The 15,662-nt window shown below is 29.0% G+C and carries 16 protein-coding genes and 1 pseudogene; all 17 read left to right on the plus strand.

What is annotated here, in order from left to right; genetic code table 11:
• Nucleotides 1–112 precede the first annotated feature (112 nt).
• On the plus strand, nt 113–1,210 hold the full coding sequence (gene ychF / locus BTM21_RS04785; RefSeq protein WP_021875846.1) for a redox-regulated ATPase YchF: 1,098 nt from the start codon (nt 113–115) through the stop codon (nt 1,208–1,210).
• A 264-nt stretch (nt 1,211–1,474) separates the two neighbouring features.
• Nucleotides 1,475–1,902: pseudogene (gene mraZ / locus BTM21_RS04790) on the plus strand (division/cell wall cluster transcriptional repressor MraZ).
• A gap of 11 nt (nt 1,903–1,913) precedes the next feature.
• Nucleotides 1,914–2,846: a 16S rRNA (cytosine(1402)-N(4))-methyltransferase RsmH gene (rsmH, locus tag BTM21_RS04795; protein WP_021875844.1), complete on the plus strand. Its 933-nt coding sequence runs from the start codon at nt 1,914–1,916 to the stop codon at nt 2,844–2,846.
• A gap of 34 nt (nt 2,847–2,880) precedes the next feature.
• Nucleotides 2,881–3,381 (plus strand): FtsB/FtsL family cell division protein, encoded by a 501-nt coding sequence (locus BTM21_RS04800; protein WP_079481412.1) that lies wholly within the window; start codon nt 2,881–2,883, stop codon nt 3,379–3,381.
• A gap of 43 nt (nt 3,382–3,424) precedes the next feature.
• Nucleotides 3,425–5,620 (plus strand): stage V sporulation protein D, encoded by a 2,196-nt coding sequence (locus tag BTM21_RS04805; RefSeq protein ID WP_079481411.1) that lies wholly within the window; start codon nt 3,425–3,427, stop codon nt 5,618–5,620.
• Between the two features lie 105 nt (nt 5,621–5,725).
• Nucleotides 5,726–7,168, plus strand: coding sequence for a UDP-N-acetylmuramoyl-L-alanyl-D-glutamate--2,6-diaminopimelate ligase (locus tag BTM21_RS04810; RefSeq protein ID WP_021875841.1), 1,443 nt, complete (start codon nt 5,726–5,728; stop codon nt 7,166–7,168).
• 15 nt (nt 7,169–7,183) lie between these two features.
• Complete coding sequence (locus BTM21_RS04815; protein ID WP_079481410.1) at nt 7,184–8,548, plus strand: UDP-N-acetylmuramoyl-tripeptide--D-alanyl-D-alanine ligase; 1,365 nt, start codon at nt 7,184–7,186, stop codon at nt 8,546–8,548.
• A gap of 36 nt (nt 8,549–8,584) precedes the next feature.
• Entirely contained in the window at nt 8,585–9,559 is a 975-nt protein-coding gene (mraY, locus tag BTM21_RS04820; protein WP_021875839.1) for a phospho-N-acetylmuramoyl-pentapeptide-transferase, read from the plus strand.
• Nucleotides 9,560–9,582: 23 nt separating this feature from the next.
• Nucleotides 9,583–10,707 carry a stage V sporulation protein E gene (gene spoVE, locus BTM21_RS04825; RefSeq protein ID WP_021875838.1) on the plus strand — a complete coding sequence of 375 codons (1,125 nt, stop codon included), beginning with the start codon at nt 9,583–9,585 and terminating at the stop codon, nt 10,705–10,707.
• Nucleotides 10,708–10,834: 127 nt separating this feature from the next.
• Nucleotides 10,835–11,584, plus strand: a complete 750-nt coding sequence (locus tag BTM21_RS04830; protein WP_021875837.1) for a cell division protein FtsQ/DivIB — start codon at nt 10,835–10,837, stop codon at nt 11,582–11,584.
• Between the two features lie 15 nt (nt 11,585–11,599).
• Nucleotides 11,600–12,319 carry a DUF881 domain-containing protein gene (locus BTM21_RS04835; RefSeq protein ID WP_021875836.1) on the plus strand — a complete coding sequence of 240 codons (720 nt, stop codon included), beginning with the start codon at nt 11,600–11,602 and terminating at the stop codon, nt 12,317–12,319.
• Nucleotides 12,320–12,331: 12 nt separating this feature from the next.
• Nucleotides 12,332–12,685 carry a small basic family protein gene (locus BTM21_RS04840; RefSeq protein WP_021875835.1) on the plus strand — a complete coding sequence of 118 codons (354 nt, stop codon included), beginning with the start codon at nt 12,332–12,334 and terminating at the stop codon, nt 12,683–12,685.
• Complete coding sequence (locus BTM21_RS04845; RefSeq protein ID WP_079481409.1) at nt 12,682–13,413, plus strand: DUF881 domain-containing protein; 732 nt, start codon at nt 12,682–12,684, stop codon at nt 13,411–13,413. The genes BTM21_RS04840 and BTM21_RS04845 overlap by 4 nt, the downstream gene beginning before the upstream one ends.
• A 77-nt stretch (nt 13,414–13,490) precedes the next feature.
• Nucleotides 13,491–14,147 carry a YggS family pyridoxal phosphate-dependent enzyme gene (locus BTM21_RS04850; protein WP_021875833.1) on the plus strand — a complete coding sequence of 219 codons (657 nt, stop codon included), beginning with the start codon at nt 13,491–13,493 and terminating at the stop codon, nt 14,145–14,147.
• Nucleotides 14,148–14,159: 12 nt separating this feature from the next.
• Nucleotides 14,160–14,609 (plus strand): cell division protein SepF, encoded by a 450-nt coding sequence (locus tag BTM21_RS04855; RefSeq protein WP_021875832.1) that lies wholly within the window; start codon nt 14,160–14,162, stop codon nt 14,607–14,609.
• A gap of 30 nt (nt 14,610–14,639) precedes the next feature.
• The gene (locus BTM21_RS14210; RefSeq protein ID WP_350481884.1) at nt 14,640–14,888 is read left to right on the plus strand and encodes a YggT family protein; all 249 of its coding nucleotides are present in this window, start codon (nt 14,640–14,642) and stop codon (nt 14,886–14,888) included.
• The gene (locus BTM21_RS04865) at nt 14,885–15,655 is read left to right on the plus strand and encodes a YlmH/Sll1252 family protein (protein WP_021875831.1); all 771 of its coding nucleotides are present in this window, start codon (nt 14,885–14,887) and stop codon (nt 15,653–15,655) included. Before BTM21_RS14210 ends, BTM21_RS04865 begins: the two co-directional genes overlap by 4 nt.
• The last annotated feature ends 7 nt before the right edge of the window (nt 15,656–15,662 follow it).

The following is a 15,662-nucleotide window of genomic DNA, read 5'->3' on the forward strand; positions in this document are numbered from 1 at the left end:
AGAATGATTTGCATAAATTGGAGAGTTATAAGGTGTTTGTGTGTTGAAATAATTATTATTGTAGAGTATAATTTTAAAGATACGATTTAAGGAAAGAAAGGAATGTACATAGATGAATTTAGGAATTGTCGGGTTACCAAATGTAGGTAAGAGTACTTTATTTAATGCTATAACTAAAGCAGGAGCAGAATCAGCTAACTATCCATTTTGTACAATAGAACCAAATGTAGGTGTTGTTAGCGTTCCAGATAAGAGATTAGATGTTTTAGAAAAAATGTATAATACAAAGAGAAAGGTTTATACTTCAGTTGAATTTTATGATATTGCAGGATTAGTTAAAGGAGCTTCAAAAGGTGAAGGTTTAGGAAATAAATTTTTATCTCATATAAGAGAAGTTTCAGCTATAGTTCATACAGTAAGATGTTTTGAAGATGAAAATGTTGTTCACGTTGAAGGTTCAGTTGATCCTATTAGAGATATTGAAACTATAAACTTAGAACTTATATTTGCAGATCTAGAAGTTTTAGAAAGAAGAATGGAAAGATCAATGAAGCAAGTAAGATCAGGAGATAAGAAAGCTAAGCAAGAATATGAGCTAATGGAAAGAGTAAAAGCTCATTTAGAAAAGAACCTTCCAATTAGAACAATGGACTTTGTAGAAGAGGAAGAAGAGTTAGTAAAAGGATTATTTATGATTACTTCTAAACCTGTACTATATGCATGTAACATTTCAGAAGATGATATGATGAGTGGTAACACTAATAATGAATATGTTCAAAAGGTTAGAACTTATGCAGAAGCAGAAAATTCAGAAGTAGTTGTTGTTTGTGCAAAACTTGAAGAAGAATTATCAGGTCTTGAAGATGAAGAAAAAGCTGAAATGCTAGAAGAATATGGACTTGAAGAATCAGGTTTAGATAAGCTTATAAGAGCAAGCTATAAATTATTAGGTCTTATGAGTTACTTAACAGCTGGAGTTCAAGAAGTAAGAGCGTGGACAATAAAAGCTGGTACAAAAGCACCACAAGCTGCAGGAAAGATACACTCAGATATTGAAAGAGGATTTATAAGAGCAGAAGTTGTTGGATATAATGATTTACTTGAATGTGGATCAGAAGCAGCAGCTAAGGAAAAAGGTCTTTATAGATTAGAAGGAAAAGACTATGTAATGAAAGACGGAGATGTAGTTAATTTTAGATTTAATGTTTAAAAATAATATTAAAAAAGGGTTGGATTCTCCAATCCTTTTTTTATTTTTATTATTAAAAACCACTTTACACTACTAAATATTGGGTTAATATGGAATAGTGCTAGAGCTAAGTGTTTTCAATAGATAGAAAAGATAATTATTACAAAAAATTTTCAAAAAAAAGTAAATATTACTTGAAGAATAGCTCTAAATTTTATAAAATATATAGTATAAAGTGGTTTGAAGTGGTGTTAAGTAGTTTGAAAGTTAGAGGTAGGGGTTAATATGTTTATAGGTGAATATCAACATGCTCTAGATACCAAAAACAGAATGATAGTTCCAGCTAAGTTAAGAGAGGGATTAGGAAATAAATTTGTTATTACTAAGGGGCTAGATGGATGTTTATATGCCTACCCAGAAAATGAATGGAAGGTATTGGAAGAAAAACTAAAAAATTACCACTAACCAATAGAGATGCACGAGCTTTTGTAAGATTTTTTTTCTCAGGAGCTTGTGAGATAGAGACAGATAAACAAGGAAGAGGTTTAATTCCTCAAAATTTAAAAGAATATGCAGGTATAGAAAAGGAAATAGTAAGTATAGGAGTATTGAGTAGAGTAGAGATTTGGAGTAAAGAAAAATGGCAAGAATATAACGAATCAGACGTTGATTTTGGTTCGATTGCTGAAAAAATGAGTGATTTAGGAATATAAGGAGTATTAATATGGAATTCAAACATGTTTCTGTACTTTTAAATGAGTGCATAGAGGGATTAAATATAAAGCCAGACGGAATTTATGTAGATGGAACCTTAGGAGGCGCGGGACATTCATCACATATAGTTAAGAAACTATCAGATAAAGGAAGATTAATAGGAATAGATCAAGATAAAGATGCTTTAAAAGCAGCAGGAGAAAGGTTACAAAATTATAAAAATGTTACTTTAGTTCATAGTAATTTTTATAACATTATTAATGTTTTAGATAATTTAGAAATAGATAAAATTGATGGTATGCTATTAGATCTTGGAGTTTCATCATATCAGTTAGACACAGGAGAAAGAGGATTTAGTTATATGCAAGATGCTCCTTTAGATATGAGAATGAATAGAGAAAATTCTTTTTCAGCTTATGAGGTTGTAAATGATTATACAGAAGAAGAGCTTTATAGAATAATAAGAGATTACGGTGAAGAGAAATTCGCCAAAAGAATTGCTCAATTTATTATTAAAAGAAGAGAAGAAAAAAATATAGAAACTACATTAGAGTTAGTTGAAATAATAAAAAATGCGATTCCAGCTAAAGCAAGAAGAGAAGGACCACATCCAGCAAAAAGAACTTTTCAAGCTATAAGAATAGAAGTAAATAGTGAATTGTCAATTTTAAATAAAACAATAGAGGATGCTGTAAAAAGATTAAACAAAGGTGGAAGAATGGCAATAATAACATTCCACTCTTTAGAAGATAGAATAGTTAAATTAAAATTTAAAGAATTAGCGACTAGTTGTACATGTCCAAAAGAATTCCCAGTTTGCATATGTGGTGGCACAGCAGAAGTTAAGCTTATATCAAGAAAAGCAATTGACCCTACCAAGGAAGAAGTTGAAGAAAATCCAAGGAGTAGAAGTGCAAAGCTTAGAATTATAGAAAAACTTTAAAAAGTTAAGTAAAATGTATGGGGGATGTAATAAAATGGGAGAAAGAGAATATGATTATATAAGAGGTAACACAGCTATTAATCCGAGAAGAGATTATGGTAATCCAGCGAAGGATAAAAGTGTTAGAGAAAAGCAAAAGATAAAAAGACAAAAGAATAAACATATTCAAAAAGTAAAAAATAATAGAACCAAAGGTATTTTACAATTATCAGCTGTAATATTTATCTTAGGAGTAGCTACAATATCAAGAAATGGACAAATTTATAATATGCAACATGAGCTTACAACTTTAAAAGGTGAGATTAAAAAAGAAATTTCTAATGGAGAAGCTATAAGAGTAGATCTTTTAAAATACGCTTCTTTAGATAAAATAAGATCCTCAGCAACAGGAACTTTAAAGATGACTGCTCCAGATAAGAACTCTACTATAACAGTTGATATATCAAAAAATTATTTTCCTAATATAACAGATGAAACAAATACTCAAAAAGAAAGTAAGAATATTTTTTCAAAGCTTATGGATGCACTAAATTAGATGCATCCTACATGTTTTTTTAAAAGAAAATGGGGGAATGAAGGTGAAAAAGAAGAATTATAGGGATAAGGCATTAATGAGGAAACGGATGTCATTAGCCTTGACAGCATTGACATGCTTATTTGCCCTGTTAATGATTAGACTATCTTACATAATGATAGTAAAGAGAGGAGATTATGCAGCAAGAGCAGAAGAACAATGGACAAGTGAAGTTAAAATTGATGCAAGAAGAGGGAGAATATTAGATAGAAATGGAGTTGAACTTGCAGTTTCAGCTAACGTTTATAGAGTGGATTTTGATTTAAATTCAATTAGAGCATATTTAAGGAAAGAGGAAAAAACTAATGATGATATAGCTCCTTTAATATCAAAAGCTCTTGAAATGGATAATGCTAAGGTTCTTGATGCATTAAATACAAAGCTACCAAGTGGAGCAGATGCAGGATCTGCAACACTTGTAAGAAGAATAGAAAAAGAACAAGCTGATAAGGTTAAAGACTTAGGAATTCATGGTGTAATAGTATCTCCTGATACAAAAAGATACTATCCAAATGGTAATTTTTTAGCTCATGTTTTAGGTAGTACAAATGTAGATGGACAAGGACTTACAGGAGCAGAATTACAATATAATGAATATTTATCTGGAGTTCCAGGGCTTAGAATTTCAGAATTAGATAAATATAATGATGAATTACCGTATACAATATCTAAATTTACACCTCCGATAGACGGAAAAGATGTTACCTTAACAATAGATGAAAACTTACAAGCTTTTGCAGAAAAAACGGCAGAAAAGGGTTATATAGACAATAAAGCTAAGCAAGTATCAATTATGATAATGGATCCTAATACAGGAGAAATTTTAGCTATGGCAAATAAACCGGATTTTAACCCAAATGAACCTTATGATGGTGTGGAAAAATTTGAAGGGGAGACATATGGTGATAGATTACAAAAAATGTGGAGAAATCATTTAGTAAATGATACTTTTGAGCCAGGTTCTATATTTAAAGTTGTTACTATGATAGCAAATATGGAAGAAGGGTTAGTAAAAGAATCTGATACATTCGTTTGTAATGGAGGACTTCAAATAGGACCACATAGAATAAAGTGTTGGAAAACATCAGGTCATGGAGTTGAAACATTACCAGAGATTCTACAAAATTCATGTAATGTAGGCTTCATGGAAATTGGTAAGAGAATAGGAGCAGAAAAGTTAAATGAATATATAAGAAAACTTGGATTTGGTAAAGTTAGTGGAGTTGACTTACCAGGAGAAGCTAGAGGAATAGTTAAAAATACTGAAGATATAACAGAGGCTGACCTTGCAACTATATCCTTTGGACAAACTAATACTCTTAATGCTGTACAATATATGACAGCTTTTAACTCAATAGCAAATGGGGGGAAACTTATACAACCTCATGTTATGAAGGAAATATCTCATGTTGATGAAAATGGTGTTAGAGTAATAGATGAAACTTTTACTCCGGAAACAAAAACAGTTTTAAGTGAAGGAAATACAGCAACGTTAAGAGATTATCTTGAAAGAACCGTTACTCAAGGGGGAACTAGTAAGTCTTATGTTGAAGGATATCATATTGGGGGTAAAACAGGTACAGCTCAGAAAATAAATCCAAATGGTGGAGGGTATGAAGCTGGAAAGTATATATCTTCATTAGCAGCATTTGCTCCAGTAGATAAGCCTAAAATTGCTGTCTTTATATCAATAGATGAACCAAGTGCAGGAGCGTATTATGCAGGTCAAGTAGTTGCACCTTTAGCTAATATATTATTTACAGATATATTCAATTATATGGAAGCAGAATTCTCAAAAGATAATATTGATAGCATAGTTAAAGATGTAATTATTCCAGAAATACGAAATTTAAATGTTGATGAAGCAAAAAAGATATTAAAAGAGAACAAATTAGAGTATAATATTGAAGGGAATGGTACTATAATAACAGATATAAAACCATACCCTGGATATACAGTCAAAGAAGGCACAAAGATTAATCTTTACACAGCAACTACAGGGAATTATAATAAAAATGTTGTTATGCCTGATTTAAGAGGATATTCTTTAGAGTCTGCTACTAAAGTTCTAAATGATTTAGGTATAAGCTTTACTACAGAAGGAGAAGGCGTTGTAATGAAGCAAAGCATTCCAAAAGGTGAGCTTATAAATAAAGGAACAGAAGTTAAATTAGTACTTAATGCAGAGTATGGCGATTAGATTAAGAATTTCCATTTTATTTAGCATGTGGGAATATCACATGCTAAATTTTTATACAAATACCATTATTGGAGGTTCTTCGTATAATATTAAGGAGATGGTGAGATGAAACTAAAAGAATTATTAAATGGAGTCGAATATGAAGTATTAAAAGGAACTTTAGATAAGGGGGTAGATCATCTTCAATATGATAGTAGAAAAATAGTTGAAGGTGATATGTTTGTTTGCCTAAAAGGATTTGAAGTAGATGGGCATAATTATGCAAATAAAGCAATAGAGCTTGGAGCTAAGGTTATAATTTGTGAAAGAGATATTGAAGTAGACAAGGAAGATGTAACAGTTATTAAGGTAAAAGAAGGAAGAAAAGCTTTAGCTACTATGTCAGCAAATTATTATGGAAATCCTTCAAAGAAACTTAAACTTATAGGTGTTACAGGTACAAATGGAAAAACAACAACTGTATATTTATTAAAATCTATTTTAGAAAAGTCAGGTAAAAAAGTTGGTTTAGTAGGTACAGTTGCAAATTATATAGGAACTAAGAAGCTTAAATCAGAAAGAACTACACCAGAATCTTTAGAATTACAAAAATTATTTAAAGATATGGTTGATGAAGAATGTGAATATTGTGTAATGGAAAATTCGTCACATTCATTAGAATTAGATAGAGTATATGGTTGTGAATATGAAGTTGGAATATTTACAAATTTAACAAGAGATCATTTAGATTTCCATAAATCTTTTGAAAATTACTATAATGCAAAATTTAAGTTATTTGAAAGAAGCAAAAATGTAGTTATAAATGTTGATGATAATTATGGATATAAAGTTTTAAATGACGTTAAGAAATTAAATAATAAAAATATAAGCACTTATTCAATTAATAATGATAGTGATTTAAAAGCAAGTGACATTACATTAAAAGAAGGAGATATTCACTTCAAAGTAAATGGTGTAAACTTTAATTCATTATTACCAGGAGAATACAATGTTTATAATGCTTTAGGTGTTATAGGCGCTATGAGAGTAGAAGGTATTGATGATAAATTTATAAAAGCAGGGCTAATGGATGTAATTGTTCCAGGTAGATGTGAAAGAGTTGGATACAAATATGATATTCCATACGAAATAATTATAGATTTTGCTCATACTCCAGATGGACTTAAAAATATATTAGAAACATTAAAAGGATTTACTAAAAATAGATTAATAGCAGTTTATGGCTGTGGTGGGGATAGAGATAAAGTAAAAAGAGCAGAGCTTGGTAGAATAGGAACAGAAATAGCAGATCTTGCAATAATTACTTCAGATAATCCAAGAAATGAGGATCCTATGGCTATTATTAGAGATATAGTAGCAGGTATTAATAGAACAAACTATATAGCAATTGAAAATAGAATTGAAGCTATAAAGCTAGCTATAAAAATGGCAGAACCAGGAGATGTAATAGTACTTGCAGGTAAGGGTCATGAAAATTATCAAATAACTAATCAAGGATATATACATTTTGATGAAAGAGAAATTGTAGAAGAAATTTTAACAAAATAATCTGAGGTGATTTAATTGGAACTAAATTTTTTAGAACTTTTGGAAGCTATTGATGGTGATATAGTAATTGAAGCTGAAAAAAAAGAATTTAATAAGCTTTCAACTGATACTAGAAAAATAGAAAATAATAATATATTTTTAGCTATAAATGGTGAAAACTTTAATGGGAATAAGTATGTAAAAGAAGCGATGCAAAAAGGAGCCTCTATAGCAATAGTAGATGAAATTCTTTTTAATAAAGAAGAGTTAAATAACAATATAACAGTTATAAAGGTTAATAATACAGAGGTTGCTTTATTAAAACTTGCTAATTATTATAGAAATAAATTAGGAGTAAAAGTAGTTTCTGTAACGGGATCTTGCGGAAAAACATCAACTAAAGATCTTATAGCTGGATTTTTAAGTTATAAATATAAGGTTTTTAAGACAAAAGGAAACTTTAATAATCAAATTGGATTACCTCTTATGATTTTAGAGTTAGATTCAAGTATTGATGTTGCAGTCTTAGAAATGGGAATGAGTGACTTAGGAGAAATACACACTTTAGCAGAAACAGCAAGACCAGATATTGCAGTAATTACTAATATAGGATTATCACATATCGAAAATTTAAAAACACAAGATAATATTATGAAAGCTAAATTAGAAATTACAGATTTTTTCAATGAAAATAATACACTTATTGTTAATGGAGAAGATGAAAGACTTAAAGAATTAAGGAATAAAAGTTTTAAAGTTTCAAAAATTGGATATAATGATGAATATGATGTATATGCTACTAATATTATACTAGAGGAGGAGCAAACAAAATTTGATGCTCATCTAAATGGTGAAACATATACTTTCGCTTTAAAAATACCAGGAAAGCATAATGTACTTAATGCTATGCTTGCAATAAAAGTAGCTGATGAACTAGGAATTTCTTTAGAGGATATGAATAAAGGAATAGCTAATATAGAAGCTACATCAATGAGATTGCAGGTTATAAAAAAAGATAAAATAACAATAATAAACGATTGCTATAACGCTAGTCCTGATTCTATGAAATCATCATTAGATGTATTAAGTATGTATAAGGCGGGTAGAAAAGTAGCTATATTAGGAACTATGAATGAACTGGGAGAAGAATCTAAAGTAGCTCATAAAGATGTTGGAACATATGCAACAAGTAAAGTAGATTTATTAATAGCAATAGGTAGCTATAGTCAATCCTTTAAAGATGGTTTTAAAGGAAAGGCAATTGAGATTTATGACACTAAAGAAGACTTTATAAACAATGTACATTTATTAATTAAAGAAAATGATACAATTTTAGTTAAGGCTTCAAGAGGAATGAAATTTGAAGACATTGTTAATTCTTTAGAAGAAATCTCAGTATAACGAAGGAGGTGAGCTGCTTAAAAATAGCAGCAAAACATGGGGGATAAATTAATAGATATAATAACATCAAATTTGGCGATAGCATTAGTATTAGGAGTTTTAATATCCTTAGTACTTGGGCCAATTACAATACCAATACTTAGAAGATTAAAGTTTGGTCAAAATATAAGAAAAGAAGGGCCAAAAAGCCATTTAAAAAAAGCAGGAACTCCTACTATGGGTGGTGTTATATTCCTTTTATCAACAACTATTACTATGATAGTAATGCGCTTTAATCCTACAGATGAAGCTATGATAGCTTTATATTCATTTATAGCTTTTGGTTTTATTGGATTTTTAGATGATATGCTAAAAATAATAAAAAAGGAAAGTGAAGGTTTAAAAGCATGGCAAAAAATGCTTTTACTTTTAATATTCTCAACAGCTATTGCTATTTATGGATATTATAATTTAGGAACTAACCTTAAAATTCCGTTTATAGGAACTGAAATTCCTTTAGGAATTTTATATATTCCATTTGTTATTGTATATTATGCAGCTACTACAAATGCTGTAAATCTTACTGATGGATTAGATGGTTTAGCTTCAACAGTAACAGTTTTAGTTCTTACATTCTTTACAGTTGTAGCATTTACTATGAAACAAAATTCAATAGCGATATTTTCAATAGCTTTAATTGGAGGACTTTTAGGTTTCTTGAAATATAATGCATATCCAGCTAGAGTGTTTATGGGAGACACAGGATCCCTTGCATTAGGAGGTGCTATAGCAACTATAGCATTAGTATTAGAATTACCGTTAATTTTATTCATAGTAGGTGGAATCTATGTTATAGAAACACTATCTGTTATATTACAAGTAGGATCATATAAGTTAAGAGGAAAAAGATTATTTAAAATGGCACCAATACATCATCACTTTGAACAAGTAGGATGGAATGAAACAAAGATTGTTACGATATTTTCAGTTATAACAGTTATATTATGTTTTATTGGTTTTATAGCTCTTTAATCAATTGATTTGGAGGAATATTAATGAGAAAAACTAGGCCTAAAAGAAAAATGGGTGAAATAGATTATGGTATTTTTTATGCTATTTTAATTCTTTTGGCAATAGGAGTAGTCATGGTGTATTCTGCAAGTTCATATTATGCTATGTTTAAAGAGGGCGATAGTATGTTCTATCTTAAGAGACAAATAGTATGGGCTACACTAGGATTATTATCTATGGTTTTTATGATGACAATAGATTATCATAAATTAAGAAGATATACTAAATTATTAATAATAATTACAATACCGTTGCTTATTGCAGTACATTTCTTCCCAGCAGTTAATGGAGCAAAAAGATGGATTCAATTAGGTCCAGCGTCATTCCAACCTTCAGAACTTGCAAAATATGTAGTAGTAATATTTTTAGCAAAAAGTATAGATATTAAAGGTGATGGAATTAAGAAGTTTACTACAGGGATACTTCCTTATTTAGCAGCATCAGGTATGTTTGCAGCTTTAGTACTTGCTCAAAAGAATTTAAGTATAGCATCTATAATAATGATAGTTACATTTATAATGCTATTTGTAGGTGGAGGAAGAATAAAAGATTTATTTGGAAAACTAGCACCAGTACTTCTTGCGGCTGTTGGATTATTTATAGTTCTAGAACCTTATAGAATGGCAAGACTTATGAGTTTTACAAATCCTTGGAAGGATGCAGCAGGAGACGGGTATCAATTAATACAATCTTTTTATGCATTAGGGGCAGGTGGAATTACTGGATTAGGATTAGGTCAATCAAGACAAAAAACATTATATATGCCAGAACCACATAATGATTTTATATTTTCTATAATAGGTGAAGAACTAGGTCTTATAGGTTGTTTATGTATTATGGCATTATTCTTATTCTTTATTTGGAGAGGTATAAAGGTTGCTATGAATGCAAAAGATACGTATGGTACTTTATTAGCAACAGGAATCACTTCAATTATTGCAGTGCAAGCTATAATAAACATAGCGGTTGTTACTGGTTCAATGCCTGTAACAGGTGTACCAATGCCTTTTATAAGTTATGGGGGAACATCTCTTGTAATTAATATGATGGCTATGGGCATACTTTTAAACATATCAAGGCAAACAGAGGGAAAAGAAGATAGAATTTAAAAAGAACACCCCTTTACAGGGTGTTCTTTTTTTGTAAATAAGGTAAAAAGTTAACAAAATAGTAATGAAAAAGTGTGAAGAAAGTGTTATCATATAATAAATTATATTTAAAAAAAGAGAGAGAGATATGAATAAGAAGGCACAAGAATTTATAAGAAAGAAAAAAAGAAAAAAAGCACTTAGAAAATTAGCTGTGGCAATTTTTATATTTATTATTGCTTTAGTAATTTTTATTTATAAGTCACCTATATTTAATTTGAAAACTATTAATTTTGAAGGCATAATAACATTAAATGAAGAGGAATTACAAGAAAACTTAAGAGAATTTAATGGTAAAAATATTTTTACTATTAATTATGATAAGATAAAAAGCAAAATTAAGCAAAATCCATATATTAGTGAAGTTTCAGTAGAAAAAGATGGTGTTAATAGTTTAAATATAACTATTAAAGAAAATAAAATAGCATTTTATATTGAGGATGGAGAAACTAAGAATATAATAAACAATGACTTAGTTTTAGTTGAAAAGGTTCCTAGTATTGAAGGAAGAAACTTAGTAAAATTATTAGGAATCAAAGCTGAAGTAAATGAAATAGGTAAAAAAATAATAGATAATAATCACTTAACTAAAATATTAAATGATTTTTATCCTATTATAGAAAATATGCCGAAGGAGCATAAATTAGAAAGTATTGATGTAGCAGATATAACAAATATAAAAACTAATATTGAAAATGTGAAAATATTTTTAGGTGATACAGAAAACTTAGTAGATAAAATGAATTTAGTATTAAATGCAATAGACCAAGGAGCGATAACGAAGGGCTATATAGATTTAAGCTTTGATGGTCCACCTGTAATAAAAGAAGAAAATTAATAGAGGGGGTACAAAATGAAGAGAGCCACTTCACAAATAGTAGTAGCAGTTGTATGTGCATTATTAGGGTTTTTACTTGCACACCAATTTAAACTTTTAAACAAAAAAGAACAAACAAATTTAAATAGTCAAAATTCAAATATAATAGCAGAAATTGATAGTTTAAAAAAGGAAAAAGAAGAATTAATGAAATCTAATGGTACTTTATTAGAACAACTTAAAACATTAGAAGAAGCAGCAGCTAAAAAAGGGGAAGTTGAAGGGGAAGTAAAAAAACAATTAGATAATGCAAGAATGCATTTAGGTTTAGTAGATGTTAAAGGTCCAGGGATGACTATAACAATAACACCTAAAACTAATATTTTTGGATCAAGTGGAAGTGATTCAGCTAGAGATATTAGTGAAGAAGAACTAGTTCATATAGTTAATTTACTATGGTATTCAAGAGCTGAGGCTATTTCTATAAATGACTTTAGAATAACACCTCAAACTGGCATAAAGAATTCAGGTAATTATATTTGGATTAGTTCAGTTGGTAAAATAGATCCTAAAGATAAAATAGTAATTAAGGTTATAGGTGAAAAAGAAAAGTTGAATGTTGGAATGACTTTTCCAGGATCACTTGATTACGCAGCTCTTCAAAACTACAATGCAGAAGTCAAAACTAGTGATGATATTGTAATAAACAAAACAACACAATCACTTAAATCAGAGTTTATTAAACCAATAAATTAAGGAGGGAAAACAATGATAGCGTTTATAGGATTACTTTTAGGGATTCTTTTAGGACTTATATTAGATGTTAATATACCAGATACTTTTTCTCCTTATATGTCGGTAGCAATACTTGCTTGTTTAGATTCAGTATTTGGTGCTGTAAGAGCATCAATGTCTAAAACTTTTAAAGCAGATATATTTATATCGGGTTTTTTTGGAAATGCAGCATTAGCTGCAGGGCTTGCATATCTTGGAGATAAACTTGGAATTCCAATATATATAGCTGCTGTAATAGTGTTTGGAGGTAGAATATTTGATAACTTTGCAACTATAAGAAGGTTAGCAATTGAAAAAGCGAAGTCATACAAGAGAGGTATGAAATGAAACGGGCAACTGGAAAAATATTAATATTTTTTGGGTCCATACTTCTTGGATTTTTTATAATAAATGGAATAAGCTTAAAAAATATGCCAAGAATGGTTCAGTTAAATGCTATTGAATATAAAAAGGCTATAGATGAGAGGAATCAGTTATATAAAGAAGTAGAAGGATTAAGAGAAGAGAATTATAAAAATAAAGAAAAAATGAACAGCTACAATCATGATGATAAAAGACAAGAAAAAGTTTTTGAAGATATGAAAAATCAAGTGAAAGATTATGGAATGATAACGGGACTAAGTGATGTAAAAGGTCCTGGTGTAGTTCTTAAAATAACAGATGGAGATATAAACTTAAAACAAGATACACAATTTGAAACTTGGAGAAAAATATTACATGATAGTGATATGGCTTTAGTTTTAAATGAAGCTAGGAAGGCTGGAGGAGAGGCTATAGCTGTAAATAACCATAGAGTAATTCCATTAACAGGAGTTGTTTGTAATTGGGCTTTTATAGGTTTTGATGATGATTCAATGGAGTATGCTCCCTTTTATATTTATATAATAGGGGATCCAGAACAATTAAAAACAGCTCTATTATCTGAAGATAGCCATATACAGAAATTAATTTTACGGGAATTAAAAGTAGAAATAGAAATTAAGGATGAAATTACGATTCCAGGTACAATACAAAATTTGGAATCGAAATATATGGAAAGACATGAAGGAAATTAAAAAATAATTAAAAAATAAAGGAAATATTAATTTTTTGTAGAATATTTAACTATGATAAGTCTATAGGGGGAAGCATTTTGAAAATTGAAGACAATATTAAATTAATATCAGAAAAAATTCCAGATAACGTTATGCTTTTAGCTGTTTCAAAAACAAAACCACTAGAAGATTTAGAAAGAGCTTATAAAAGTGGCATAAGAGATTTTGGAGAAAATAAAGTGCAAGAACTATTGGCAAAGGAAGAAAACTTTCATAAAGATATAAGGTGGCATTTTATAGGCAATTTACAATTAAATAAAGTTAAATATTTAGTTAATAAAGTATACCTTATACATTCTCTTTCAAGTATAAAATTATTAGAAAAAATAGAAAAAGAATTTGCAAAAAAGGATTCTATAGCAAATACTTTAATTCAAATAAATATTGGAAGAGAAGAAAGTAAAGGTGGTATTTTACTAGAAGAATTAAATAACATTATAGAATGTGTAGAACATTGCCAGCATGTTAAAGTAAAAGGAATAATGACAATTATTCCAAAAGGTAATGATGAAAGTAATAGACATTACTTTAAAGCAATAAAAAAAGTTTTCGACAATATAAAAACATATAAATACAAGAATATATCTATGGAAATACTTTCAATGGGAATGACAAATGATTATGAAATTGCTATTGAAGAGGGATCTAATTTGGTGAGAATTGGATCAGGTATATTTGGAAAAAGAAACATATAGGGGGATTAAAAAATGGGCAATATGTTTGGAAAATTTAAAGATTTAATAGGAATGGGTGACTATGAGGATGAATTCGATGAATTCGATGAAGTAGAAGGGAAAGAAGAAGAAGAGGAAGTTGAACCAATAATTCCAAATACAAAAGGAACAAAGGTAGTTAATATTCACTCAGCAGCTACTGCAAAAGTAATGGTAACTAAGCCAGTAGGATATGATGATGCGAGAGAAATTGCAGATGCAATAAAGGCAAGAAAAATTGTATTAGTAAATGCTACAGGATTAGAAACTAAAACAGCTCAAAGACTTGTAGATTTTATAAGTGGTTCATGTTATGTATTAGGAGCAACTTTACAAGAAATAGAGCAAAGAGTTTATTTATTATCACCTTCTAATGTAGAAGTAACAAATGAATTGAAAAATGAATTAAGTTCAAAGGCTTTATTTAATTGGAGCAATAAATAGGAGGGGATAATAATAGATATAATTATTACAATTGTAAATTTATTAGTAAGATTATTAGAATTTACAATTTTAGCAGAGGTTTTATTAACTTTAATTCCAAGTTTTAGAGAAAGTGCTATTTATAAATTAATAGAAACCTTTAATAATCCTGTTTTAGAGCCCTGTAGAAGGCTTCAACAAAGAATATTTGAAAATAGTATGATAGATTTTTCGCCTATAATTGCTATAATATTTATTAATATATTAAGAAATATTATATTTATGGTGATGCTTAAATGATGGATAGAGAGTATGTTTTAAAGGCTTTTTCTAAAGAGGAAAGTAATGATGTTATAAAAATTTATGAAAAGATGAAGATAGCATCAGAAAGAGGATTTAATACTTTTACAAACTCTTTCTATCCTCCTAATATATGGAGTTTTTTTGTTGAAAATTATAACTCGAAAATTTTAAAAGTAGAAGCATCTGGTTTCTTTGAAGAAAGTGAAAGAAGAATTATAGCCTTTAATAATATATATGGTATTAATTATCCATTTGTAGTATTAGAAATTATAAATAACTCTAAGTTTACAAATCTATCCCATAGAGATTATTTAGGTGCTATTCTTTCATTAGGTATTGAAAGAGAGAAGCTTGGAGATATAAAGGTAGATAAGGATAGAGCATTTGTCCCTGTAATCGAAGATATATGGAATTATATATATATAAATTTATCTAATATAGGAAAGGCACCTGTTGAAGTAAAGATATTAGAAGATTATAAAAAGGTGCCAAGTACTAATTTCAAAGAAGAGATTTTAATTGTGTCATCACTTAGAATAGATAATTTTGTTTCTAAGCTTGCAAAAGTGTCAAGAGGAAAAGCTATAGAACTTATAGATAGCGGAAAAATTTTGGTTAATTATTCTAAATCTACAGATAAGAGTCAAGATATAAAAAGTGGGTTTAGAATTACAATTAGAGGAACAGGAAAATTTATTATAGGTGATATTGTTGGTGGAACAAGAAGTGGTAAACAGAGAGTAATTATTAAAAAATATACATAAATTTAGA

This window comes from Clostridium chauvoei, from assembly GCF_002327185.1.
GTDB classification, from domain to species: Bacteria; Bacillota; Clostridia; order Clostridiales; family Clostridiaceae; genus Clostridium; species Clostridium chauvoei.